The organism is Thauera sp. JM12B12, assembly GCF_039614725.1.
In the GTDB taxonomy this organism is placed as follows: Bacteria; Pseudomonadota; Gammaproteobacteria; order Burkholderiales; family Rhodocyclaceae; genus Thauera.
In genome coordinates this window covers 1,515,810-1,539,713 of sequence record NZ_CP154859.1, presented here as the reverse complement: position 1 = coordinate 1,539,713, position 23,904 = coordinate 1,515,810, and the positions used below count along the sequence as shown (strand labels likewise).

General features: G+C 66.1%; 25 protein-coding genes and 2 tRNA genes. All 27 read right to left on the bottom strand.

Going from position 1 to position 23,904, the window contains the following annotated elements; translation table 11 throughout:
* Window positions 1-8 precede the first annotated feature (8 nt).
* Complete coding sequence (locus AAG895_RS06865; protein WP_345795247.1) at window positions 9-851, bottom strand: peptidoglycan DD-metalloendopeptidase family protein; 843 nt, start codon at window positions 849-851, stop codon at window positions 9-11.
* 17 nt (window positions 852-868) lie between these two features.
* Window positions 869-1,471 carry a protein-L-isoaspartate(D-aspartate) O-methyltransferase gene (locus AAG895_RS06860; protein WP_345795246.1) on the bottom strand — a complete coding sequence of 201 codons (603 nt, stop codon included), beginning with the start codon at window positions 1,469-1,471 and terminating at the stop codon, window positions 869-871.
* A 47-nt stretch (window positions 1,472-1,518) separates the two neighbouring features.
* A complete protein-coding gene (surE, locus tag AAG895_RS06855; RefSeq protein ID WP_345794758.1) occupies window positions 1,519-2,262 on the bottom strand; it encodes a 5'/3'-nucleotidase SurE in 744 nt (247 codons plus the stop codon).
* A 118-nt stretch (window positions 2,263-2,380) separates the two neighbouring features.
* Window positions 2,381-2,457, bottom strand: a tRNA-Pro gene (locus AAG895_RS06850).
* Window positions 2,458-2,519: 62 nt separating this feature from the next.
* Entirely contained in the window at window positions 2,520-2,900 is a 381-nt protein-coding gene (locus AAG895_RS06845; protein WP_345794757.1) for a MerR family transcriptional regulator, read from the bottom strand.
* Entirely contained in the window at window positions 2,881-3,186 is a 306-nt protein-coding gene (locus AAG895_RS06840; RefSeq protein WP_324537244.1) for an integration host factor subunit alpha, read from the bottom strand. The genes AAG895_RS06845 and AAG895_RS06840 overlap by 20 nt, the downstream gene beginning before the upstream one ends.
* 1 nt (window position 3,187) lies before the next feature.
* Window positions 3,188-5,578, bottom strand: coding sequence for a phenylalanine--tRNA ligase subunit beta (gene pheT / locus AAG895_RS06835; protein WP_345794756.1), 2,391 nt, complete (start codon window positions 5,576-5,578; stop codon window positions 3,188-3,190).
* A gap of 49 nt (window positions 5,579-5,627) precedes the next feature.
* On the bottom strand, window positions 5,628-6,659 hold the full coding sequence (gene pheS, locus AAG895_RS06830; RefSeq protein ID WP_345794755.1) for a phenylalanine--tRNA ligase subunit alpha: 1,032 nt from the start codon (window positions 6,657-6,659) through the stop codon (window positions 5,628-5,630).
* A 141-nt stretch (window positions 6,660-6,800) separates the two neighbouring features.
* Window positions 6,801-7,160, bottom strand: a complete 360-nt coding sequence (gene rplT / locus AAG895_RS06825; RefSeq protein WP_320364630.1) for a 50S ribosomal protein L20 — start codon at window positions 7,158-7,160, stop codon at window positions 6,801-6,803.
* Window positions 7,161-7,172: 12 nt separating this feature from the next.
* Complete coding sequence (gene rpmI, locus AAG895_RS06820; protein ID WP_002923845.1) at window positions 7,173-7,370, bottom strand: 50S ribosomal protein L35; 198 nt, start codon at window positions 7,368-7,370, stop codon at window positions 7,173-7,175.
* A 140-nt stretch (window positions 7,371-7,510) separates the two neighbouring features.
* Entirely contained in the window at window positions 7,511-8,032 is a 522-nt protein-coding gene (gene infC, locus AAG895_RS06815) for a translation initiation factor IF-3 (protein ID WP_345795245.1), read from the bottom strand.
* Window positions 8,033-8,058: 26 nt separating this feature from the next.
* Window positions 8,059-9,975: a threonine--tRNA ligase gene (gene thrS, locus AAG895_RS06810; protein WP_345794754.1), complete on the bottom strand. Its 1,917-nt coding sequence runs from the start codon at window positions 9,973-9,975 to the stop codon at window positions 8,059-8,061.
* Window positions 9,976-10,156: 181 nt separating this feature from the next.
* Window positions 10,157-10,233, bottom strand: a tRNA-Val gene (locus AAG895_RS06805).
* Window positions 10,234-10,299: 66 nt separating this feature from the next.
* On the bottom strand, window positions 10,300-10,542 hold the full coding sequence (locus tag AAG895_RS06800; protein WP_345794753.1) for a GlsB/YeaQ/YmgE family stress response membrane protein: 243 nt from the start codon (window positions 10,540-10,542) through the stop codon (window positions 10,300-10,302).
* Between the two features lie 34 nt (window positions 10,543-10,576).
* Window positions 10,577-11,365 (bottom strand): 3'-5' exonuclease, encoded by a 789-nt coding sequence (locus AAG895_RS06795; RefSeq protein WP_345794752.1) that lies wholly within the window; start codon window positions 11,363-11,365, stop codon window positions 10,577-10,579.
* On the bottom strand, window positions 11,365-11,793 hold the full coding sequence (locus AAG895_RS06790; protein WP_345794751.1) for a YdbL family protein: 429 nt from the start codon (window positions 11,791-11,793) through the stop codon (window positions 11,365-11,367). The genes AAG895_RS06795 and AAG895_RS06790 overlap by 1 nt, the downstream gene beginning before the upstream one ends.
* A complete protein-coding gene (locus AAG895_RS06785) occupies window positions 11,790-11,981 on the bottom strand; it encodes a hypothetical protein (protein WP_345794750.1) in 192 nt (63 codons plus the stop codon). Before AAG895_RS06785 ends, AAG895_RS06790 begins: the two co-directional genes overlap by 4 nt.
* Before the next feature lie 25 nt (window positions 11,982-12,006).
* On the bottom strand, window positions 12,007-13,992 hold the full coding sequence (locus AAG895_RS06780) for a hypothetical protein (protein WP_345794749.1): 1,986 nt from the start codon (window positions 13,990-13,992) through the stop codon (window positions 12,007-12,009).
* 64 nt (window positions 13,993-14,056) lie between these two features.
* Window positions 14,057-14,947, bottom strand: coding sequence for a cysteine synthase CysM (gene cysM / locus AAG895_RS06775; protein WP_345794748.1), 891 nt, complete (start codon window positions 14,945-14,947; stop codon window positions 14,057-14,059).
* A 64-nt stretch (window positions 14,948-15,011) separates the two neighbouring features.
* Window positions 15,012-16,187 (bottom strand): lipopolysaccharide assembly protein LapB, encoded by a 1,176-nt coding sequence (lapB, locus tag AAG895_RS06770; protein ID WP_345794747.1) that lies wholly within the window; start codon window positions 16,185-16,187, stop codon window positions 15,012-15,014.
* Between the two features lie 6 nt (window positions 16,188-16,193).
* Window positions 16,194-16,502: a LapA family protein gene (locus AAG895_RS06765; RefSeq protein ID WP_345794746.1), complete on the bottom strand. Its 309-nt coding sequence runs from the start codon at window positions 16,500-16,502 to the stop codon at window positions 16,194-16,196.
* A gap of 87 nt (window positions 16,503-16,589) precedes the next feature.
* Window positions 16,590-16,877 (bottom strand): integration host factor subunit beta, encoded by a 288-nt coding sequence (locus AAG895_RS06760; RefSeq protein ID WP_320364649.1) that lies wholly within the window; start codon window positions 16,875-16,877, stop codon window positions 16,590-16,592.
* An 11-nt stretch (window positions 16,878-16,888) separates the two neighbouring features.
* Entirely contained in the window at window positions 16,889-18,592 is a 1,704-nt protein-coding gene (gene rpsA / locus AAG895_RS06755; RefSeq protein WP_345794745.1) for a 30S ribosomal protein S1, read from the bottom strand.
* A 91-nt stretch (window positions 18,593-18,683) separates the two neighbouring features.
* Window positions 18,684-20,636, bottom strand: coding sequence for a bifunctional 3-phosphoshikimate 1-carboxyvinyltransferase/cytidylate kinase (locus AAG895_RS06750; protein ID WP_345794744.1), 1,953 nt, complete (start codon window positions 20,634-20,636; stop codon window positions 18,684-18,686).
* A 102-nt stretch (window positions 20,637-20,738) separates the two neighbouring features.
* Entirely contained in the window at window positions 20,739-21,626 is an 888-nt protein-coding gene (locus AAG895_RS06745; RefSeq protein WP_345794743.1) for a prephenate dehydrogenase/arogenate dehydrogenase family protein, read from the bottom strand.
* 13 nt (window positions 21,627-21,639) lie between these two features.
* Window positions 21,640-22,737 (bottom strand): histidinol-phosphate transaminase, encoded by a 1,098-nt coding sequence (gene hisC, locus AAG895_RS06740; protein WP_345794742.1) that lies wholly within the window; start codon window positions 22,735-22,737, stop codon window positions 21,640-21,642.
* Window positions 22,738-22,799: 62 nt separating this feature from the next.
* Window positions 22,800-23,867 carry a prephenate dehydratase gene (gene pheA, locus AAG895_RS06735; protein WP_345794741.1) on the bottom strand — a complete coding sequence of 356 codons (1,068 nt, stop codon included), beginning with the start codon at window positions 23,865-23,867 and terminating at the stop codon, window positions 22,800-22,802.
* Window positions 23,868-23,904: the final 37 nt, after the last annotated feature.

The window sequence follows — 23,904 nt, the reverse complement described above, 5'->3', positions numbered from 1 at the left end:
CTTTCCCCTTAGCGTGCCGGCAGGTATCCCATCGGATCGACGGCCTTGCCCTGCTTGCGGATCTCGAAATGGAGCTTGGGCCGGTCGGCCTCGGAGCTGCCCAGTTCGGCAATCTTCTGCCCCTGCGCCACCTGATCGTCTTCCTTGACGAGCAGCTTGTCGTTGTGGGCATAAACCGAGTTGTACTCCTGGTTATGCTTGATGACAATCAGCTTGCCATAGCCGCGCAGGCCGCTGCCAGCGTACACGACTTTGCCCGCCGATGCGGCATACACCGGGTCACCCACGCTGCCGCCGATGTCGAGGCCCTTGTTGGACGCCTCGTTGAAGCCAGCGATGACACCCCCCGCTGCCGGCCACTGCCACTGCCCGCCACCGACCGCGGCCGGCGGCTCGCTGACGACGGGAGCGGGCTGCACGGGCTGGACCGGCTCGGTGACCGGTGCCCGCCCGCCGATCGGCTCGCGGACCAGGGGCACGGCTCCTGCTTCAGCCCCGGTGGGCGGAACCGGCGTACTTACCGCGGCGGCACCCACCGGGGCGGCGATCGCCCCCGGAGGGGCGCCCGTCGGAGAGACGCGAATGGTCTGCCCGACCTGAATCTGGTTCGGATCGGTGATGCCGTTCCATGAAACCAGGTCCGGCAGCGTGACCCCGTACTGGCGGGCGATGCCAAGCAGCGTCTCGCCTTGACGCACGGTGTGAAAGCCGCTCGCCGGAGCAGGCGCGGTGCTTGCCCCCGAGGTCACCCCGCCCGTGCCATCGCGCACCGGAGCCGTGACCTTGGAGGCGCAACCTGCGCTCAGCAGGACTACCAGCGCGAGGGAGAGATAAGTTGAACGTGTGTGCATCCGAAAAATACCGTCTTTCATTCCGTACCACCGAGCAGGGGTACGAAGCGCACTGCCTCGTACCAGCTTTCCCGGAAAACATTGCCCTGACGTTCGATCAGCAGGAGTCGTTGCTCCGCGCCCCCGACGGGGACGATCAGCCGACCGCCAGGGGCCAGTTGTTCTTTAAGTGCAGGAGGAACGCCGATTGCCGCCGCAGCGACGATGATGCTGTCGAATGGCGCAGCCTCTGAAAGCCCCAGGCTACCATCGGCAAGTTTCAGCCGTACGTTCGGCAGACGCAAGGGGCGCAGGTTGGCGCGAGCGCGATCGAGAAGCGGACGTATGCGTTCGATGGCATACACCTCGGACGCGAGCAGCGACAGCACGGCCGCCTGATAGCCACAGCCCGCTCCCACCTCAAGCGTGCGCCCCAGTTCCCGCCCCGTCCGCAACAACTCGATCATGCGCGCAACGACATAGGGCTGCGAGATCGTCTGCTGGAAACCGATCGGCAGCGGCGTGTCGTCATAAGCGCTGAACGCGAGCCCTTCCTCGACGAATGCGTGGCGAGGCACGGCCTGCATGGCGGCAAGCACGCGCTCGTCGCGGATCCCCTGCGTGCGCAGGCGCTCGACCATGCGCGCACGCGCGCGCGCCGCCTGGCTCGCGTCTGCGGTGCGCGCGGTCACTGCTGCAACCAGTCGAAGACCGGCGCGATCAGGCCGGTATGGGTGAGATCGATCTGCAAGGGCGTGACCGACACGCAACCGTTGGCGACCGCATGGAAATCCGTGCCCTCACCCGCGTCGGCCGCGCCTCCGGCCGCCCCGACCCAATACACCGTGTCGCCGCGCGGCGTCTGACTGCGTACGACCGGCTCTGCCTTGTGGCGCTTGCCCAGCCGGGTGACGCGCGTGCCCCGCAGACGTTCGTAGGCGACGTCGGGTACGTTCACGTTGAGCAGGACAGGACCGGGGAAGGGGTTGCGCATGAAGCGTTCGGCAAGGTCTCGCGCCACACGCGCGGCTGCGCTGAAATCGGTTGCGGACTTGCTGACCAGCGACACGGCGATCGATGGCACGCCGAGCAGGAAGCCCTCGGTCGCAGCCGCCACGGTCCCGGAGTAAACGGTGTCGTCACCCATGTTGGCGCCGTGGTTCACACCCGAGACGACCATGTCAGGGAGGTGATCCAGCATCCCGGTCACGGCAAGGTGCACGCAATCCGTCGGCGTGCCGTTCACATGGTAGAAACCGTTCGCGGTGCGCTTGAGCGACAGCGGGCGATCGAGGGTAAGCGAGTTGCTCGCGCCGCTGCGGTCGCGCTCGGGGGCCACCACGGTGACCTCGCCGAGCGTACTCAGCGCCTCGGCGAGCGCCGAAATGCCGGGAGCGAAATAACCGTCGTCGTTGCTGACCAGGATACGCATCTGAAGCCCGTGCGAGTTGCCGAGAATAAGGCCAGGAAGCCGGATGTTAGCACAGCGTCCTTGCACTGCCGGGCGCCGTCCTGAAAACAAAAAACCGGCCTGGGCCGGTTTGTTTGATTGGTCGGGGCGGCGGGATTCGAACTCGCGACCCCTTGCACCCCATGCAAGTGCGCTACCAGGCTGCGCTACGCCCCGACACAAGCCGCCATTATAGCAGCGAATTCCAAATTTACCAGCAGTTTCGCGCCAGGAACGCCTCAGCCGCGAAGCTCCGCGAGCACCGAGGCAATCTCGCTCCTCAGCTCGCGAACCAGTGCCTCGTAGCGCTCTACCTCGACCTGGCTTTCCTGCTCGTGGATCGCCGACTCGCCCAGCCGGTTGCGGGCGCCGGAGATGGTGAACCCCTCCTGATAGAGCAACTGGCGGATGCGACGAACGAGCAGAACTTCGTGGTGCTGGTAATAGCGACGGTTACCCCCCCGCTTCACCGGCTTGAGCTGGGTGAACTCCTGCTCCCAGTAGCGCAGCACGTGGGGCTTGACCCCACACAGCTCGCTGACCTCGCCGATCGTGAAATAGCGCTTCGCCGGAATCGGCGGCAGTTCCTGCACGCCGGTATCAGGGCTGCTTGCTTGCATCGCTGAGTTGCTCCACCGCGGCCTTCAGTTTCTGGCTGGCATGAAAAGTGACCACGCGACGTGCGGTGATCGGGATTTCCTCGCCCGTCTTGGGGTTGCGCCCGGGGCGCTGCGGCTTGTCGCGCAGCTGGAAATTGCCGAAGCCCGACAGTTTCACGCTGTCGCCCCGCTCGAGCGCCATCCGGATCTCCTCGAAGAAGCCCTCGACCATGTCCTTGGCTTCGCGCTTGTTGAGCCCGACCTGCTCGAAGAGCAGGTCAGCGAGCTCTGCCTTGGTCAGCGTCATCTCAGACCCCCGCGCCACGCAGCCGGCCTCCGAGCACGGCCTCGGCCTGCCTGACCAGCACGGCGATCGCGGCATCGACTTCGGCGTCTTCGAGTGTGCGCTGAGTATCTTGCATCACTACCCTGAAGGCAAGACTGCGCTTGTCGGGGTCGACGCCCTTGCCCTGATAGACGTCGAACAGGTTGATCTCGCGCACGACCGCCGGCGCGGCAGCGCGCAACACCTCGAGCACGCGGTCGACCGGCACCTCGGCCGCGAGCACGAGCGCGAGGTCGCGACGCACGGCGGGCATGCGGGAAATCTCGCAGTAGCCCGGCAGGCGCGCCGCCAGCGCGGCCTCGAGCGCAACCTCGAACACGACCGGGGCCGTACCGAGGTCGTAACGCTGGACCCAGACCGGATGCAGCTCGCCGATGACACCAATGATGTGCCCGTCGAGCTTCACCGACGCCGCGCGACCGGGATGAAGCGCGGGATGCGACAGCGGCGCGAAACTGAGCGTGCGCGGCGCGAACAACGCTTCGAGGTCGCCCTTGACGTCGTAGAAGTCCACGTTCCGACCACGCTCACCCCACTGCTCGGGAAGCACGGAACCCGCGGCCAGCGCGGCGAGCTTCATCACCTGATGAAAGCCGCGCACGGGCTCGCCGTCCGCCTTGCGCTCGAATGTGCGCGCAACTTCGAATACGCGTACGCGCTCGATCTGGCGCTTGCGGTTGGTAGACAGCGTGCCGACCAGACCGGGGATCAGGCTCGAGCGCATCACGCTGAGCTGGCTCGCGATCGGATTGGCGAGGCGAATCGGCTGTTCGTTGGCGCAGAAATCACGCTCCCACGCCTCCTCAACGAAGGCGAAGTTCACCACTTCCTGGTAGCCGCGCGCGGCGAGCAGGTGGCGCAGCGCCCACACCGGGCGGCTGCGCTCGGAACTGGGCAGCATCATCAGGCTGCCCTGCGGCGCGACCGCCGGAATGTTGTCGTACCCGTGCAGGCGTGCGAGCTCCTCGATCAGATCCTCCTCGATCTCGATGTCGAACCGCCACGAGGGCGGCGTGACGAGGAAATCGTCGCCGGCACGCGTCACGCTCAGATGCACGCGCTGCAGCAGCGTCAGCACTGCCTCGTCGTCGAGCATGATACCGAGGACGCGGCGCGCACGCCCCGGGCGCAAGCGCACGGGCCGACGCGCCGGCAACACCTCGGCCGCCAGCGCTTCGACCACCGGACCCGCTTCGCCGCCGCAGATGTCGAGCACGAGGCGGGTGGCACGCTCGATCGCAATGCCTGCGAGCTCGGGATCGACGCCGCGCTCGAAGCGGTGGGAGGCGTCCGAGCCGAATCCATGACTGCGCGCGCGCCCGGCGATCGCCGCAGGCGCGAAGAAGGCGCTCTCGAGGAACACCTCGGTGGTTTCCAGCGTGACCCCGCTATCCTCGCCGCCCATGATGCCCGCGAGCGCAAGCGCGCGCGCTTCGTCGGCGATGAGCAGGGTATCGGCCGCCGGGGTGACGGTCTGCTCGTTGAGCAGGCGCACCTGCTCGCCCGGACGCGGCATGCGCACGTGAATCGCGCCCTGCAGCCTGGTGTTGTCGAAGGCGTGCAGCGGCTGGCCGAGCTCGAGCATCACGTAGTTGGTGATGTCAACCAGGGCGCTGATCGAGCGGATGCCGCTGCGCGCGAGCCGGCGCACCATCCAGTCAGGCGTGGGCGCCTTCGCATCGACGCCACGCAGGATCCGTCCGCAGTAGCGCGGACAGGCGGCAGGCGCGTCGAGGACGATCTCGCGGCGCGCATCGATCGTCGCCGCGACCTCCTCCGCGCCAACCGGACGCAAGGGTGCGCCGGTGATGGCGGCCACCTCGCGGGCGACGCCGGTCAGACTCAGGCAGTCGGCGCGATTGGGCGTGAGCTTGATCGTGAACAACGTGTCGTCGAGGCCGAGATAGGCGCGGATGTCGGTGCCCACGGGCGCGTCGTCCGGTAGCGAATAGAGGCCGGCGTGATCTTCGGACAGACCGAGCTCACGCGCCGAACACAGCATGCCGTACGACTCCACGCCGCGCAGCTTGGCCTTCTTGATCACGAACTCGCCGGGCAGCACGGCACCGACCACCGCGCACGGCACCTTCATGCCGGCCGCCGCGTTGGGGGCGCCGCAGACGATCTGCAGCAGCTCGCCGGTGCCTGCATCGACCTTGCACAGCTTGAGCTTGTCTGCATCGGGATGCTTGTTCGCTTCGACGATGCGGGCGACGACCACGCCGCGGAAGGCCGGCGCGGCCGCCTCGGCCTCTTCCACTTCGAGGCCGGCCATGGTCAGCAGGTGGCCGAGTTCGGTGCTGTCCAACTGCGGATCGACGAAGGTCCGCAGCCACTGTTCTGAGAATTGCATGATTCGATTACCCGGATTGCGTGGTGGGGCGCAGCGTGTTGGCAGCCGCTCAGCGGAACTGGCTCAGGAAACGCAGGTCGCCTTCGAAGAACAGACGCAGGTCATTCACGCCATAGCGCAGCATGGTGAGACGGTCCGGCCCCATGCCGAAGGCGAAGCCGGTATAACGCTCCGGGTCGATGCCGCCGAAACGCAGGACGTTCGGGTGCACGACGCCGCAGCCGGCGATCTCCAGCCAGCGTCCTTCGAGCGCACCGCTCATGAAGGCCACATCGATCTCGGCCGAGGGCTCGGTGAAGGGGAAGAACGACGGGCGGAAGCGCACCTGCAGGTCGTCGGTCTCGAAGAAGCGGCGCAGGAAATCGGCTATGACGCCCTTGAGATCGGCGAAGCTGACTTTTTCGCCCACCCACAGGCCCTCGACCTGATGGAACATCGGCGAGTGGGTTGCATCGGAGTCGACACGGAACACGCGCCCCGGCGCGATGATGCGCAGGTCGGGCATGGCGTCCGCGTCGCGATAGCGCTCGACATGGGCTTGCATCGCACGGATCTGCACCGGGCTGGTGTGGGTGCGCAGCAGGACGTCGTCGTGGCCTTCGAGATAGAAGGTGTCGTGCATCGAGCGCGCCGGGTGGTTCTCGGGCGTGTTGAGCGCGGTGAAGTTGTGCCAGTCGGTCTCGATCTCGGGGCCATCGGCGACCACGAAGCCGATGGAGCCAAAGAGTTGCTCGACGCGCTCGAGGGTACGGCTGACCGGATGCAAACCGCCCTGTACCGCGCCCCGTCCGGGCAGGGTGACGTCAAGCGCCTCTGCGGCGAGCTGGGCGAGCAGAGCGGCTTCGCGCAGCGCGCTGCGACGGGCCTCGAGCGCATTTTCGATCGCCACCTTTGCGGCATTGATCGCCGCACCGGCCTCGCGACGCGCGTCGGGGTCGAGCTTGCCGAGCGACTTGAGGCGCTCGGTGAGCGAGCCGGCCTTGCCGAGGTAGCGCGCCTTGGCCTGTTCGAGCTGCGCGCCATCGGCCGCGGCGGCAAAGTCGGCTGCGGCCTGTTGTACCAGTTGATCGAGCTGTTCCATGTCCCTGAGCCTGGCGAAGTGCAGTGTTGCAGGATGGCGGCCGCCCGGGCGGCCGCACATCGGGAAATCCCTTGCGCCGGGGAATGCCGACGCAGAAGAAAAAAAAGGAGGCCAGGCCTCCTTTTTTCGGGCTGCGTGGAATTACGCAGCGAGTTTGGCCCGGGCCTGTTCGGCAATCGCGGCAAACGCCGGCTTGTCGAACACGGCGAGGTCGGCCAGCACCTTGCGGTCGATCTCGATCGCAGCCTTCTTGAGACCGTTCATGAAGGTGCTGTAGGTCAGACCCAGCTCACGCGCGGCGGCGTTGATACGCGCGATCCACAGCGTGCGGAACTGACGCTTGCGCTGACGACGGTCGCGGTACGCATACTGACCGGCCTTCATCACCGCCTGCTTGGCGATGCGATAGACGTTCTTGCGACGGCCGCGATAACCCTTGGCCTGGGAAAGGACTTTCTTGTGACGGGCGCGGGCGGTTACACCACGTTTAACGCGAGGCATTGCGGTCTCCTATCAAGCGTACGGAAGCATGGCGCGAATCAGCTTTTCATCTGCAGCATGAACTTCGGTCATGCCGCGCAGCTGACGCTTCGCCTTGGTCGTTTTCTTGGTCAGGATGTGGCGCTTGAACGCCTGGGACCGCTTGATCCCACCACTCGAGCGGACCTTGAAGCGCTTCTTGGCGCCGCTCTTCGTCTTCATCTTGGGCATTGCTGAGACTCCATGTTTTTGGATGACACCAGGTAGCGTCGATAAGCCCCGACGCGTTTCATTACCCGGCACCACTTGTTTTCCGCCAGTCAGCCCACGCCGCCTGGCGGCTTTGCCCTTGTGGGCAAATTCTTCGAAGCTTAGTGCTTCTTCTTCGGCGCGATGATCATGATCATCTGGCGCCCTTCCATCTTCGGCATCTGCTCGACCTGACCCAGCTCTTCCAGGTCGGCCTTGACACGCTCGAGTTGGCGAAGGCCGAATTCCTGATGCGCCATCTCGCGACCACGGAAGCGCAAGGTCACCTTGCACTTGTCGCCTTCTTCCAGGAAGCGCTTCAGGTTGCGCAGCTTGATCTGGTAGTCGTTCTCATCGGTACCCGGGCGGAGCTTGACCTCCTTCACCTGCACCTGCTTCTGCTTGAGTCGGGCTTCGTGGGCCTTCTTCTGTTCCTGATACTTGAACTTGCCGAAATCCATCAACTTGCACACGGGCGGCGCCGCCATCGGTGCGATCTCGACCAGATCCAGCCCAGCCTCTTCGGCCATGTTGAGGGCTGCGTTCAGGGACACGATTCCGAGCTGTTCGCCTTCCTCGCCGACCAGCCGGAGTTCGGGCGCGTTGATCTCCCTATTTACGCGCTGCTTCTTATCTTGAGCGATGGTTCAACTCTCCACGAAAACCAAAATCAGACCGACCCGGCTTTCGCTTCAACTTCGCGACGCCAGCGTTCGATCAGCGAATCGAGGGACATTTGGCCAAGATCCTGGCCACCTCGGGCACGTACGGCCACGAGGCCTGCGGCCTTCTCCTTCTCGCCGATGACGATCTGGTAGGGCAGCTTCTGTACGCTATGTTCGCGAATTTTATAGTTAATCTTCTCATTGCGCAAATCGGCTTCGACCCGGAAACCGGCCTTCCGGAGCGCCGCTGCGGCCTCGGCCGCATATTCCGTCTGACCTTCCGAGATATTCATCACGACTGCCTGCAGCGGCGCCAGCCAAAGCGGCATCGCACCGGCATGATGCTCGATCAGGATGCCGATGAAGCGCTCGAGCGAGCCGAGGATTGCGCGATGCAGCATCACCGGGACCTTCTTGGTGTTGTCCTCGTCCACATACTCGGCGCCAAGACGCACGGGCAAGTTGAAGTCGAGCTGGAGCGTGCCGCACTGCCACACGCGCCCCAGGCAATCCTTCAGCGAGAATTCGATCTTCGGCCCATAGAAAGCGCCCTCGCCCGGCTGCAGCTCGTACTGCAGGCCCTGCGCGTCGAGCGCCGCGGCGAGCGCCGCTTCGGCGGCATCCCATTGCTCGTCGGTGCCGACGCGCTTCTCGGGACGCGTCGACAGCTTCACCTGCACATCGGTGAATCCAAAATCCTGGTACACCTGCTGCAGCAGGCGGATGAACTCGGCGGATTCTGCCTGCACCTGGCTCTCCGCGCAGAAGATGTGCGCGTCGTCCTGCACGAAATTGCGCACGCGCATGATCCCGTGCAGCGACCCCGAAGGTTCGTTGCGATGGCAGGAGCCGAACTCGGCCATGCGCAGCGGCAGATCCCGATAGCTCTTCAGACCCTGGTTGAAGATCTGGATGTGGCACGGACAGTTCATGGGCTTGACCGCGTAATCGCGCTTCTCGGACTGCGTGGTGAACATCAGGTCGGAGTACATGCCCCAGTGACCGGACTTCTCCCACAGCGAGCGATCGACGATCTGCGGCGTCTTCACCTCCTGGTACCCGTGCTCGCCGATGGTGCGACGCAGGTACTGCTCGACCTGCTGCCACAGCGTCCAGCCCTTGGCATGCCAGAACACCATGCCCGGCGCCTCATCCTGGATATGGAAGAGGTCGAGCTGGCGACCGAGCTTGCGGTGGTCGCGCTTCTCGGCCTCCTCGATCATGTGCAGGTAGGCGTCGAGTTCGTCCTTCCTGGTCCATGCCGTACCGTAGACGCGCTGCAGCATCTCGTTCTTCGAGTCACCGCGCCAATAGGCGCCGGCCAGTTTCATCAACTTGAAAACCTTGAGCTTTCCGGTCGATGGCACGTGCGGGCCACGGCACAGGTCGATGAAGTCGCCCTGGCGGTAGAGCGAGACATCCTCACTCGAAGGAATGGAGGCGATGATCTCGGCCTTGTAGTGCTCGCCGATCCCCTTGAAGAACGCCACCGCCTCGTCACGCGCCCAAACCTCGCGATGCACCGGGATCTCGCGCTTTGCGATCTCGGCCATGCGCTGCTCGATCGCCTGGAGATCCTCGGGGGTGAATGGCCGCTTGTACGAGAAGTCATAATAGAAGCCGTTCTCGATCACCGGACCGATCGTCACCTGGGCGTCAGGAAAGAGCTCCTTCACCGCGTGCGCCAGAAGGTGGGCCGTCGAGTGGCGAATGATCTCGAGCCCCTCTTCGGTCTTGTCGGTGACGATGGCGAGATCGACATCGGCATCGAGCCGATGAGAAAGATCGACCATACGCCCGCCAACTCGACCGGCAAGGGCCGCCTTGGCGAGACCGGCTCCGATCGAGGCCGCGACCTCGGCCACGGTCACCGGATGATCGAAGCTGCGCACGGAACCGTCGGGAAGCGTGATGTTGGGCATGACTTTGGCCTCGGACTGGTGAGCCCCGACTGGCGAAGGCCGCCGGAGCACGAAACAGAAAGCGTGGACGAAAAAAAAGCGCGATCTGGCGCGCTTTTTTCTCTAGCAGACAAGCGGAGCAGATCCGTTCAGTTTCCGGCCTGAGTAGTAGTTCGGAACATGATGATCGACTCCAGAATCTTGGTAGGCGCGATTGGATTCGAACCAACGACCCCCACCATGTCAAGGTGGTGCTCTAACCAACTGAGCTACGCGCCTGCTGAAGACCCGCATTATAGACACCGAAAGAATCTTGTCAAAGTTTTTTTCGGCACTGCGGAAAAATCACTTCTTCAGGCGTGAAACGAAGAAGAGGATCAGGAAGGCACCGACGACCGCGCCGATGAAACCGGCCCCCTCTCCCGCCTCATAGATGCCCAGGAACGCGCCGCCATAGGTGGCGACCAGCGAGCCGGCGATGCCGAGCAGCGCGGTCATGATGAGTCCCAACCCCTCCTTGCCGGGATGCAGCAGGCGGGCGACGAGACCCACGATGAGGCCGACCAGAATGGTATAGATGATGCTCATGTCGTTCTCCTATGCGGATCGGGACCTTCCGACCTCAATCCCCGGGCCATGCTGCGAGGAACTGCTGCCAGTGAGGCGCATCGATGCGACGCAACGCGTCCCGCACCACCTCCACCTCTGCGGCCCAGGCACTCGCGTCCAGATGTCCGCGCATGCGCTCGAAGCGCAGATAGACAAGGTAGGTATTGACCACGTCCGTCTCGCAGTAGTCCCGGATCTCAGCGATCCTGCCCTCCTGCCAGGCCTGCCAGACCGCAGACCCGTCCATGCCGAGCTTTCCCGGATAGCCCATCAGCTTTGCCAGGTCGTCGAGCGGCGCGTTGGCACGCGGCTGATAGAGCGCGAGCAGATCCATCAGGTCAAGATGACGATTGTGATAGCGACTGATGTAGTTGTTCCACTTGAAGTCGCGCGAGTCATGGTAGTCGCCCTCGCCCTGATCCCAATAGCGCGGAGCCGAGACCCCGTGCAGCATGCCGCGATAATGCAGCACCGGGAGATCGAACCCGCCGCCGTTCCAGGACACGATCTGCGGCGTGTACCGCTCCACGCCATCGAAGAAGCGCTGGATGATCTCGCCCTCTCCCGCATCCGGCTCAGACAGCGAGAACACCCTGAAATGCTGGGCGTCGCGCAGCACGCAGGAAATCGTCACCACCCGCTGCAGGTGATGAGGCAAAAAGTCGTTGCCGTGACTCGCCCGCCGCTGCTGGAAGGCCCACTCCGCAACCTCGAACTCGGACAGTTCGTCCGGCAGGTCACCGAGCGCGCGGATCCCGCGCACATCGGGGATCGTCTCGATATCGAACACCAGGACGGGCATTACTTCCTCACCCAGTTCCCGCCCCGCTGCACCCACCAGCCGGGCTGCGCACGATCGATCCAGCGCTGGGCGAAGGTGCGGCGCACGTCCGCCTCCCACTCCGGATGGTCGTTCGCGCGCGCGATCTCGCGATAGAGCGCCGCGCGATCGGCGTTCTCGGCCGCAATCATGCTGTTGACCTGCGCGCGCTGGGCAAGCGGGACGCTTCCCGCATCGCGCAGCGCCACGCTGCCGTCACTGGCGAGGCCGACTGCACCCGCCGCGTAGAGCGGCGCAAGTTGCCCGTGCCGCTTCTGCATCGACTGCTTGAGGGCAGAGATGGCCGGCGTATCGATCTCGAGGTTGCCTTGCGCATGAACCGACACCGCCAGGGCGAAGCCCACCACGAGCGCGCCAACACGGCGCAGGAACAGGTAAAACCGGTTCATTTTGCCTCTCCTTGCGTGTCGGTCGCAGGCGGCGCGCCGGCGCCCTCGCGCAACTGCCAGACCTCGTCGATGATGCGGTCTGCAGCTTTCTCCGCCGCTGCAGCAGGAAAATAGATGTTGATGGTGACGCAGGCCGACGCCGACAGGGCAAGGGCTGCAGCCAGGAACCACCTCGACGCGACGGCCATGCCGTTCTCCTACAGAGGCCTGAAGTCAGCGCACTTCCGGCGCAACATTCTCGGCAACCACCCGTTGCAGGCGGTCCGTAAGCTCATTCCAATCCACGCGACGATTGTAGCCGATGACATCCAGCGCCGGGACGCCGCCACCGCGGACGATCACGAAGCCCCCGGCGGGCCTCTCCCCGCCCTCGATTCCACCCATCAGGCACACGCCGCCGGCAAGCCTGCAGCGCAGCCCGATCTCACGGTAGCCGAAGCTCTCGAACAGGCCGAGGAGACTGCGCTGGATCGCCGCCATGGCGCCTGCGCCGCCGAGCGCACTGATGTTCTCCACCGCGCGCTGGCTGATCCGGCGCCTGTAGTCGCCTGGACTGCTCACGATCCGTGCATCGAAGGCGACCGGCCGCCACCGCACCAGCTCGAGCCCGTGCACATCGGCGTCGATGAACCCGCTCATGCTGCCGAAGCTGAAGGTCTCGGTCAGCTGGGCAAGATCCACATGGCGCGCCTCGAGATCCGCACTCAGGTGCGAGGCCACGCCGAAGGGCTCGCGCAGACGCAGCCCGGTCGCCCGCAGGTAGCCATCGAAGACCGAGACCACGAGCGCACCCTCGAAGGCCAGCTCGCCCGGAGTCAGCCGCAGGCCGGGCAGCGACGCCGACAGCACGCCTGCCATGATCGGCAGATCGAGCGCTGCGGACAGTTGCGGCATCGACACCGGCTCGATCACCACGCTGCCGCGGCCCTGCCAGCCTCCCTCTGCCTGCGACAGCTCGAGCGCGTCCACCACCAGCGCACCGTCGAGCACGGGAACGCGCAGCCGCGGGACGCGAATGCCGCCATCGACCAGCGCCGCGTCGACCGAGAATGCGCCGAGGGCGAGCTTCTCCCAGCGTCCGCCCCCGACCTCGAGCCTGGCAGCGCCGCGGCTTCCGCGAGCCCAGTCGATGCGCCCCGAAATCGGTCCGAGCGCCACCCCGGTGCCGCCGCCCGCCGCCGCGAGCTCGATGCCGGCAGCCTGGAGACCGACCTCGGCAGACTTGAGACCGCCGGCCTCGACGCGCAGGCGACCGTCGGCGCGTCCCGAGAAGCGCAGCTGCTCCATTCGAGCGGGCGCGAGCAGCGGGGCAAGGATGCGCGGGCCGAGCACCGCGAGATCGGCTCCCTCGATGTCGACCACCGCACTGATTGCGTCGAGTGCAGCAAGATCCCCATTCAGTGAGGCACTCACCCGTCCGACGCCGTCCATCTCGAGCCCGAGCTGCTCGACGCGCATCTGCCCGCGATCCAGTCGCCCCTCCGCACGCAAGCGCGGACCCGCCTCGAGGAAAAGCGGATGCCAATAGGCCGCCCCCTGCTGCCAGTCGAGCGTCGCCCGCCATTGCCAGGCGCGCCCCACCCGACGCGCATCGACTCCGACCTCCAGCGCCAGATCCTCGCCCGCCCGCAGACCATCGGCGGTGCCGAACACCGCCTCATCGACACGGACACCCACCGCGAGCCGATCATCGCCCGACCAGCCGAGCTCGCCACTCAACCGACCCGCCGGCTTGAAGGACGCGACGCGGCGGCTCAGCTCAGGCGCCCAGGCGCGCACCCATTCCTGCAGCACCGTGAACGGCACATCGATCAGGCGCGCGCGCGCGCCGTCTTCGAGGGCATAGCGCAGGTCGACGCGCCCGCCGCCATCGGGCCGCAGCACAAGCGCGATCCGCTGCGCATCCAGATCGGCCTCCACATCGACAAGCATGGGTAACGGCCCGCCGCCGGCACGCCCGCGCGCCTCGCGGCAGATGAGCCCGGAGAGCGAGAGTGCGGCCTTGCCACAGCGTAGCTCGAGAGCGCGAAAGCCCCGCCCACCCACGCTCAGGCGCTCGATCGAGAGCACGGCGCGCGCCTCCCGGGCATCGAACACGAAAGAGATGCCGTGGGCGACGAGCTCAGGCCCCTCCACGTCGGCAACGCGCAGCGTCAGCCGGTCGATCGCCTGCGTGGGCGCAAGCGAAAGCAGCAACACCAGCAACACACGCAACGCACCGTGCATGCATGCCGGTACGCGGCGGACTCGCCCGCGGACGGGCTCAGGCCGGGAACACACCCGTCGACAGGTAGCGGTCGCCGCGATCGCAGACGATGGAGACGATCACCGCGTTCTCGAGCTCGGCCGCGATGCGCAGCGCGACGTGCATCGAGCCGCCCGAGGAAATGCCGGCGAAGATCCCCTCCTCGCGGGCCAGGCGCCGCGTCATGTCCTCGGCATCGGCCTGACTGACGCGCTCGACGCGATCGACGCGCGGGCGCTCGAAGATCTTCGGCAGGTAGGCCTCGGGCCATTTGCGGATGCCCGGGATCTGCGACCCCTCCTCCGGCTCGCAGCCGACGATGCAGACGGCGGGGTTGCGCTCCTTGAGAAAACGCGAGGTCCCCATGATGGTGCCGGTCGTCCCCATCGAGCTGACGAAGTGGGTGATGCGGCCGCCGGTCTGCTCCCACAGCTCGGGGCCGGTGCCCTCGTAGTGGGCGAGCGGGTTATCCGGATTGGCGAACTGATCGAGGATGATTCCACGCCCCTCGTCGCGCATTCTCTCGGCGACGTCGCGTGCCATCTCCATGCCACCGGAGCTCGGGACCAGCACCAGTTCGGCACCGAATGCACGCATGGTCTGGCGGCGCTCGATGCTCTGGTTCTCCGGCATGACCAGGATCATCCGGTAGCCGCGCATGGCGGCCGCCATGGCGAGCGCGATCCCGGTGTTGCCGCTGGTGGCCTCGATCAGGGTGTCGCCCGGCTTGATCTGGCCGCGTGCCTCGGCACGCATGACCATGGACAGCGCCGGGCGGTCCTTCACCGAACCCGCAGGGTTGTTACCTTCCAGCTTCGCCAGGATCACGTTGTTGCGACCGGCGGCGATGCGCTTGAGCCGGACGAGCGGCGTGTGACCGACGTAATCTTCCAGCGTCCTGAATTCCATGAATTTCGTTGCTCGAGTCGAGGTTGAGGGCTATCGAGCCCGGAGATGGACAGTCCGCCCCTGCTCAGGGCGTGAGATCGAACTCTTCGGTGCGGCGCGGCGGATAGGTTTCCCACCCCCCACAGGCAGGGCATCGCCAATGAAACTGGCGCGCCTTGAAACCGCAGGCTTCGCACCGATAGCGTGCGACGCGGCGGGTATGGCCGTGGATGAGCTGCTTCACCAGCTCAATGTCGCTGCGCTGCTCGGCGGGCGCAGCCAGCACGGCGGCTTCGAGCAACTTGTCGAGACCGAGCAGGGTCGGATTGCGTCGCAGCTCCTCGCGAACGAGCTCATAGGCCGCCTTTGGCCCCTCGCGCTCGAGCTCCCAATGGAAAAGCTCGTCGAGCAGGTCGAGCGACGCGTGCGACGCAAGCCAGGCACGCAGCAGCTGGTGCCCCTGCTCGACACGCCCGAGTCTGCCATAGGCGTCCATCACGCGCTCCGCGACGAGAGCGAGATACACCGGGTCCTGGTTCTCGATCCGCTTCCACGCTTCGAGCGCATCTTCGTCACGCCCCTGCGCGGCGAGCAGATCACCGAGGAGACTGCTCGCACGCACACTGCGCCGATTGACCTCGAAGGCGCGCTCGAGGTGCGTCTGCGCCTCGTCGTAGCGAGAATTGGCCATCGCGCTTGCCGCGAGCTCACAGTGAAAATTGGCCATCTCGGTACGCCACATCACCCCCTCGTGCTCGGGCAGGGCCTTCGCGACCTCGATCGCCTTGGCCCAATCCTTCTCCTGCTGATAGATCTCAAGCAGATAGCGCAGCGCGACGTCGTTCGCCCGCGTGCCACGCAGGCGCTGGAATGCAGCCTCGGCTCGGTCGAGCAGGCCCGCTTTCAGAAAGTCCTGACCGAGCTCACTGAGGGCCTGCAGGCGCTGGTCCTCGCTGAGGTCCTCGCGATCGACAAGCAGCTGGTGAATCCGGATCGCGCGGTCGGTTTCACCACGGCGACGAAACAGGCTGCCAAGCGCGAAATGCAGCTCGACCGTCTGCGGGTCGATGCGCACAGCCTCGACAAAAGCATCGATCGCCTTGTCAGGTTGCTCATTGAGAAGGAAGTTGAGGCCGCTGAGGTAGGAGCGGGGCAACGCGCGCGACTCCTGTACCACCTGGCGAATGTCGATGCGCGCAGCGAGCCAGCCGAGCGCGAAGAACAGCGGCAGGGCCAGCAGCCACCAGAATTCGATTTCCATTGGCGATCAGGGCATCGGCAACTGCGCTTCGCCGGCGGTAAGCGCCGTTTCGCCCGAGGCCCTGTTGCGCTCGGCCAGATCGAGCTGCCGGCGCAGGCGGGAAATCTCGCGACGCTGGCGCACCAGCGAGGCAAAGGTGGCGGTCACGCCGAGCAGGGCCCCGGCAGCGAAGGTCAACAGGATGACGAATACCAGCGGGAGCTGCCACTGACTGCCGAAGAAGAAGTTCAGCGTGACCAGCTGATCATTCTTGATTGCGAACCCGAACAGCAGGAAGAACAGCAGCAGGCGGATGAACCAGATGATTGCGCGCATGGCCGGCATTATCCCCGAGCGAAGACCAAAAAAGAAGGCGGCCGCAGCCGCCTTCCATTATTGCTTGTAAAACCGATCGCCGCGCGGTCAATTGCCGCTGAGATCCACCCTTTCGCGCAGTTCCTTGCCCGCCTTGAAATGCGGAACGTATTTTTCCGGCACGTGCACCTTCTCGCCGGATTTCGGATTGCGCCCGGTACGGGGCGGACGGTAGTTCAGCGCGAAACTGCCAAACCCGCGGATCTCGATGCGGTCACCGCGCGCGAGCGCGTCGGTCATCGCATCGAGAATCATCTTGACCGCGTAATCGGCGTCCTTTGCGACCAGCTGGGGAAAACGCTCCGCCAGCTGGGCGATCAGCTCCGATTTGGTCATGATCGGTCAAGTTACTGCTTCTGCTCGTTCAGCTTGGCCTTGAGCAGGGCGCCCAGGTTGGTGGTGCCGGCGGAGGCAGCGCTTTCCGAAGCAAGCTTGTTCATGGCTTCGGACTGCTCGGCCTGATCCTTGGCACGGATCGACAGGCTGATCGAACGAGTCTTGCGATCGACGTTGATCACCAGCGCCTCGACCTCGTCGCCTTCCTTGAGCATGGTGGTCAGGTCGTCGACACGATGCGGGGCAGCCTCGGAGGCACGCAGGTAGCCCTCGACGTCGTCACCCAGCGAGATCACCGCACCGCGGGCCTCGACCGACTTCACGGTGCCGCGCACGAGGCTGTTCTTCTCATGGGTGGCGATGAAGTTGGTGTAGGGGTCACCCTCGAGCTGCTTGATGCCGAGCGAGATGCGCTCGCGCTCGACGTCGATCGCCAGCACCACGGCCTCGACCTCGTCGCCCTTCTTGAACTTGCGCACGGCGTCTTCGCCGGACTCGCTCCAGGACAGGTCGGACAGGTGCACCAGACCGTCGATGCCGCCTTCCAGGCCGATGAACACGCCGAAGTCGGTGATCGACTTGATCTGGCCGCGGACCTTGTCGCCCTTCTTGTGGTTGATGGCGAAATCGTCCCACGGGTTGGACATGCACTGCTTCATGCCCAGCGAGATGCGGCGACGGTCTTCGTCGATCTCGAGGATCATCACTTCGACCTCGTCGCCCAGCTGGACGACCTTGGTCGGATGGATGTTCTTGTTGGTCCAGTCCATTTCGGACACGTGGACCAGGCCCTCGATGCCCTGCTCGACCTCGACGAAGGCGCCGTAGTCGGTGATGTTGGTGACCTTGCCGAACAGGCGGGTGCCCTGCGGGTAACGACGCGAGATACCGACCCACGGATCTTCGCCGAGCTGCTTGAGGCCGAGCGAGACGCGGTTCTTTTCCTGGTCGAACTTGAGGACCTTGGCTTCGATCTCGTCACCGACGTTGAGCACTTCGCTCGGGTGACGGACGCGGCGCCAGGCCAGGTCGGTGATGTGCAGCAGGCCATCGATGCCGCCCAGGTCGACGAACGCACCGTAGTCGGTGATGTTCTTGACGATACCCTTGATGACGGTGCCTTCCTTGAGGTTGGCGAGCAGCTTTTCGCGCTCTTCGCCCATCGACTCTTCCAGCACGGCACGACGCGAGACAACGACGTTGTTGCGCTTGCGGTCGAGCTTGATGACCTTGAATTCGTATTCCTTGCCTTCGTACGGCGTGGTGTCCTTGACCGGACGCATATCGACCAGCGAGCCCGGCAGGAAGGCGCGGATGCTGTTGGTCATGACGGTCAGACCACCCTTGACGCGGCCGGTGATGACGCCCTTGACCAGGGAGCCTTCGTTGAGGGCCTTCTCGAGGTCGTTCCAGGCCGAGATGCGCTTGGCCTTGTCGCGCGACAGGCGCGTCTCGCCGTAGCCGTCTTCGAGCGCATCGATCGCGACGTGGACGAAATCGCCAACGTTGGCTTCGAGTTCGCCGCGGTCATTGCGGAACTCCTCGATAGGCACATAGCTTTCGGACTTCAGCCCGGCGTTGACGACGACGAAATTCTGGTCGATGCGCACGACTTCGGCGGTGATGACTTCACCGGTGCGCATTTCCTGGAGGGCAAGGCTTTCCTCGAAGAGATCGGCAAAGCTTTCTTCGAAGGAGGGGGTGGCGTTGGACATAGATGGAAAAATTCCGGTGCCGACGTGGGACGGCAAACAAGGTAGGTTCAAGAAAAAAAGCGCCGGAGCCCACGCTCCCGCGCGATTACGTTCAACCGGAGGACTTCCACCCTGCCTCGACGAGATCGAGGACGAAAGCCACGGCCTCATCGACATTCCGTTCGGTGGTGTCGAGCAGGACCGCATCCGGCAGCTTCACGAGGGGTGCCACAGGCCGGGCGGCATCGCGCGCATCCCGTTCCTGAAGATCCTTCAGAAGGCTTTCCATGTTAGCAGGCAAACCCTTTTCCATCAACTGCTTATAGCGGCGACCGGCGCGTGCCTCGGCGGAGGCGGTGAGGAACACCTTGGTGCCGGCGTCGGGAAAGATCACCGACCCCATGTCGCGTCCCTCGGCGATCAGTCCCGGGGCGGCGCGGTAGTCGCGCTGGCGGTCGAACAAAGCCGCGCGCACGGCGGCCAGCGCGGCCACCTTCGAGGCGCCGACCGAGCAGGTCTCGGAGCGGATCTCGTCGGTCACATCGTCGCCGTCGAGCAGCACGCGGCCGCCCTCGAAGCGGGCGGGCAAGGCCCCGGCCAGCGCCGCCACGCCGGCTTCGTCGTCGAGCGCCACGCCCGCGCGCAAAGCAGCAAGCGCGGTCAGGCGATACAGCGAGCCGCTGTCGAGGTAGTGCCAGCCAAGCGCCTCGGCCACGCGCGCCGCCACCGTGCCCTTGCCTGAAGCGGACGGGCCGTCGATGGCGACCACCGGCACCGGGCACGCGATCCCGGAGAAGACGTCGAAATACCCGGGAAAGGTCTTGTTGACGCACTTCGGATCGTTGATCCGCACCCGGCAAGCGCCGAGGCTCACCAGCGAAAAGCACATTGCCATGCGGTGGTCGTCGTAGGTGTCGATGGCCGCCGGGCGCAGCGCGTGCGGGCGCTTCACCACCAGGTAGTCGGCCCCCTCCTCCACCTCGGCGCCGACCTTGCGCAGTTCGATCGCCATCGCCGCGATGCGGTCGGTCTCCTTGACGCGCCAGCTGGCGATGTTGCGCAGCCGGCACGGTCCGTCTGCGAACAGCGCCGCGACCGCCAGCGTCATCGCCGCGTCGGGGATGTGATTGAGGTCGAGATCGAAGGCCTTCAGCACACCGCTCGCCGGCGCGGCGGCCTCGATCCAGTTGTCGCCCGTCGTGATGCGCGCGCCGAGCTGTTCGAGCGCCTCGGCGAAGCGCACGTCGCCCTGGATGCTGGCCGTGCCGACGCCTTCCACGCGCACCGGTCCGCCGCCGATCGCGCCGGCTGCGAGGAAGTAGGACGCCGACGAGGCATCGCCCTCGACGAACACCGTGCCCGGGCTGCGGTAGCGCGCACCGCCCGGCACCACGAAGCGCTCCCAGCCCTGCTGGCGGACCTCCACGCCGAAGCGCGCCATCAGCTCGAGCGTGATGCGGATGTAGGGCTTGGAGATCAGCTCGCCGACCACCTCGATGGTGGTCTCGACCCCGGTCAGCGGCAGCGCCATCAGCAGCGCGGTCAGGAACTGGCTGGAAACGTCGCCGCGCACGCGCACCACCCCGCCGGGGCGGATGGTCGCCGGCTTCAGCTGCAACGGCGGGTAGCCCTCGTTGGCGGTGCAGGTGATGTCGGCGCCGAGCTGGCGCAGCGCATCGACCAGGTCGCCGATCGGCCGCTCGTGCATGCGCGGCACGCCCGACAGGCGGTACTCGCCACCGGAGAGCGCGAGCGCCGCGGTCAGCGGCCGGAAGGCGGTGCCGGCGTTGCCGAGGAAGAGGTCGCCGTGCTTGACCGGGAACGGGCCACCGACGCCGCGCACGCGGTAGTTCAGGCTGTCGCCTGCGCGCTGCCAATCGACACCGAGGGCGCGCAAGGCCTCGAGCATGCGCTCGACGTCGTCGGACAAAAGCAGGTCGCGGATGTCGGTCTCGCCTTGGGCGAGCGCGGCGAGCAGCAGCACGCGGTTGGAGATGCTCTTCGAACCGGGCAGGCGAACCGTGCCGGCGGCGCCCAGCATGGGGGGCAGATCGAGAAATTCCATCATGGCCTCAAGAAGCGGGTCCCTCCGAGCGGGACACGGGAAATTCGGGTGCAGGCGCGACCACGCTCCGGGGCGCCCGCCAGGTCGCGGACAAGGACGAGACTACTCCGCGGTGCGTATGGGCAGGCCTTCAGCCCACGCATTGCGCGCACGGCGCGCACGCTCGAACACCGCCTCGAGCGCATCACCATCGGCCTCGACCAGCATCGTGCGCAGGCGCGCGAGCTCGGCGAGGTAGGCGTCGAGCTCCTCGAGCAGGGCCAACCGGTTGGCGACGCAGATGTCGCGCCACATCTCGGGGTGGCTGCCGGCGATGCGGGTGAAATCGCGAAAGCCGCTCGCCGCGTGCGAGAACAGCAGCGGGGCATTGGCGCGCCCGGCGAGGTCATCGACCAGGCCGAAGGCGAGCAGATGCGGAAGATGGCTCACCGCGGCGAACACGCGGTCGTGATCCTGCGGGGTCATGCCGACCACGACCGCACCGCAGGCCTCCCAGGCGTCGCGCACCTTCTGAACCGCGTCCGGGCGGCTTTCGGGGAGCGGGGTCAGCACCACCTTGCGCCCTATGTAGAGCTCGGCGAATGCGGCCTCGACGCCGCTCTTCTCGGCACCGGCGATCGGGTGTGCAGGAACGACGTCCGCGAGTGCGGCACCGAGGTGTCGCTGCACGGCATCGACCACGTCCCGCTTGGTGCTGCCGGCATCGGTGACGATCGTACCGGGACGCAGGTGTGGCGCCATCGCCGCCATGATCGCGTCCATCTGCCCCACTGGCGCGGCGAGCAGGACGAGGTCGGCGCCATCGAGCGCCGTCGCCCAGCCCTCGGCGATCTCGTCGATGACCCCGAGCGCCTGCGCACGCTCGAGCGGCTCGCGGCGCCGGCCGATGCCGACGATCCGCTCCACCGCAGCCGCGCGCCGGAGCGCGAGCGCGAACGAACCGCCGATCAGCCCGACACCGCACACGACCAGTTTGCCGATCAGCGCCATGGACACCCCCGGCTCAGGCCAGCGCCTGCTTGAGCGCAGCGATGAAGCGCGCGTTCTCTTCGGGCAGGCCGATCGACACGCGCAGCCAGTGGGCCATCCCGTAGGCCGCGATCGGCCGCACGATCACGCCCTGGCGCAGCAGGGCCTGATTGATGCCCACCGCATCGCCCGCCTTGAAGGTGACGAAGTTGCCCGCCGACGGGATCCACTCGATCCCCAACTCCGCGAATGCCGTGGTGAGTTGAGCCATGCCACGACGGTTGATCTCGGCGCTGCGCGCGATGAACTCGTCGTCGCCCAGCGCCGCTTCGGCCGCAGCGAGGCCGACCGAGGACACGTTGAAGGGCTGGCGCACGCGGTTCATCAGATCGGCAACTTCGGGATGCGCGATGCCGTAGCCCACGCGCAGACCAGCGAGTCCATAGGCCTTCGAGAAGGTGCGCGACACCAGCAGGTTGGGGAAGCGCGCGAGCCAGGCGATCGAGTCGTAGCGCTGCTCTGGTGCCAGGTATTCGGTATAGGCCTCGTCGAGCGCGACCAGCACGTGGCGCGGCACCTTCTCGAGGAAAGCCTCGATCGCCGCACCGTGCAGGAAGGTGCCGGTGGGGTTGTTCGGGTTGGCGATGAAGATCACCCGCGTCTGCGCCTCGATCGCGGCGGCCATCGCATCGAGGTCGTGGCCGAAGTTCTTCGCCGCCACCTCGATGCCGCGCGCACCGCGGGCGTTGGTGGCGAGCGGATAGACGGCGAAGGCGTGGCGCGAATAGATCGCCGACAGCCCCGGCGCGAGGAAGGCCTGGGACACCAGCTCCAGGATGTCGTTCGAGCCGTTGCCGACCACGAGCTGCTCTGGACGCACGCCCAGGCGCTCGCACAATGCTTTCTTGAGCGCGAAGGCGCCGCCATCCGGGTAGCGCGCGACCTCGGACACCGCGGCGAGCGCGGCATCCCGCGCGTGCGGACTCATGCCGAGCGGATTCTCGTTGGAGGCGAGCTTGACGATGCTCGACTCGGGAATGCCCATCTCGCGGGCAAGCTCGGAGATCGGCTTGCCGGGCTGGTAGGCCATGATCGAGCGCACGTAGTCGGGGGCGAGGCTGGCGATGCTCATGCTTGTCTCCTGCAGCGGTGGCGCCGGACGCCGAACCGCGGTGCTGTCGGTCGGGGCCGCGTTCAGATCGCGGCGACGGGGTAGGAACCGATGACCTTGACGAAGGCGGCGCGCTCGTCGAGCTCCCTGAGCGCGGCCGCCACCGCCGCGTCCTCGCGATGGCCATTGATGTCGGCGTAGAACACGTATTCCCACAGGCCCGAGCGCGCCGGGCGCGACTGCAGCTTGGTCATGTCGACGCCATGGCGGGCAAGCGGCTCGAGCAGCCCGTGGATGGCACCCGGACGATTGGCGGCCGAGAACACCAGCGAGGTGCGGTCCTTGCCCGAAGGGCCGGCATCATGATCGGCGATGACCAGGAAGCGGGTCGTGTTGTTGGGGTCGTCCTCGATGTTGGGGGCGAGGATGTTGAGACCGTAGAGCTGGGCCGCAGCCTCGCCGGCGATCGCGCAGGACTCGGGATCCTCTGCCGCCATGCGCGCGGCCTCGGCATTGCTCGCCACCGGGATGCGCGGCAGGTGCGGCAGATTGCGGTTGAGCCACTCGTGGCACTGGGCGAGCGACTGCGCATGCGAGTAGATGCGCCTGGCGGCGCCGATGCCCTCGGCGCGCGACATCAGCTGCTGGTGGATGCGCAGGCGCACCTCGCCGCACACCTTGAGCGGGTTGGCCAGCAGCAGGTCGAGCGTGCCGCCGACCGCGCCCTCGGTGGAATTCTCCACCGGCACCACGCCGTAGTCAGCGTTGCCCGCCTCCACAGCGCGGAAGACGTCGTCGATCGCCGGCATCGGCAGGAAGTTCGGCGCCGAGCCGAAGTGCTTGCGGCTGGCGCTCTCCGAAAAGGTGCCCGCGGGGCCGAGGTAGGCCACGCGCAGCGGTTGCTCGAGGCCAAGGCAGGCCGACATGACCTCGCGGAAGATGGTCTTCACGGCATCGGCCGACAGCGGGCCGGGGTTGAGCTCTGCCAGCCGGCGCAGCACCTGCGCCTCGCGCTCGGGGCGGTAGTACATGACCCCGCGCTTGATCTCGCCCACGCGCTGCGCGCAGCGTGCACGCTCGGCCAGGCGGGCGAGGATTTCTTCGTCGATGCGGTCGATCTCGTTGCGTAGTTTCAGCAGTTCGTCGCTCATGCTCGGCCCGTGGCCCCTCCAGCTTTCGCTTGGGTAG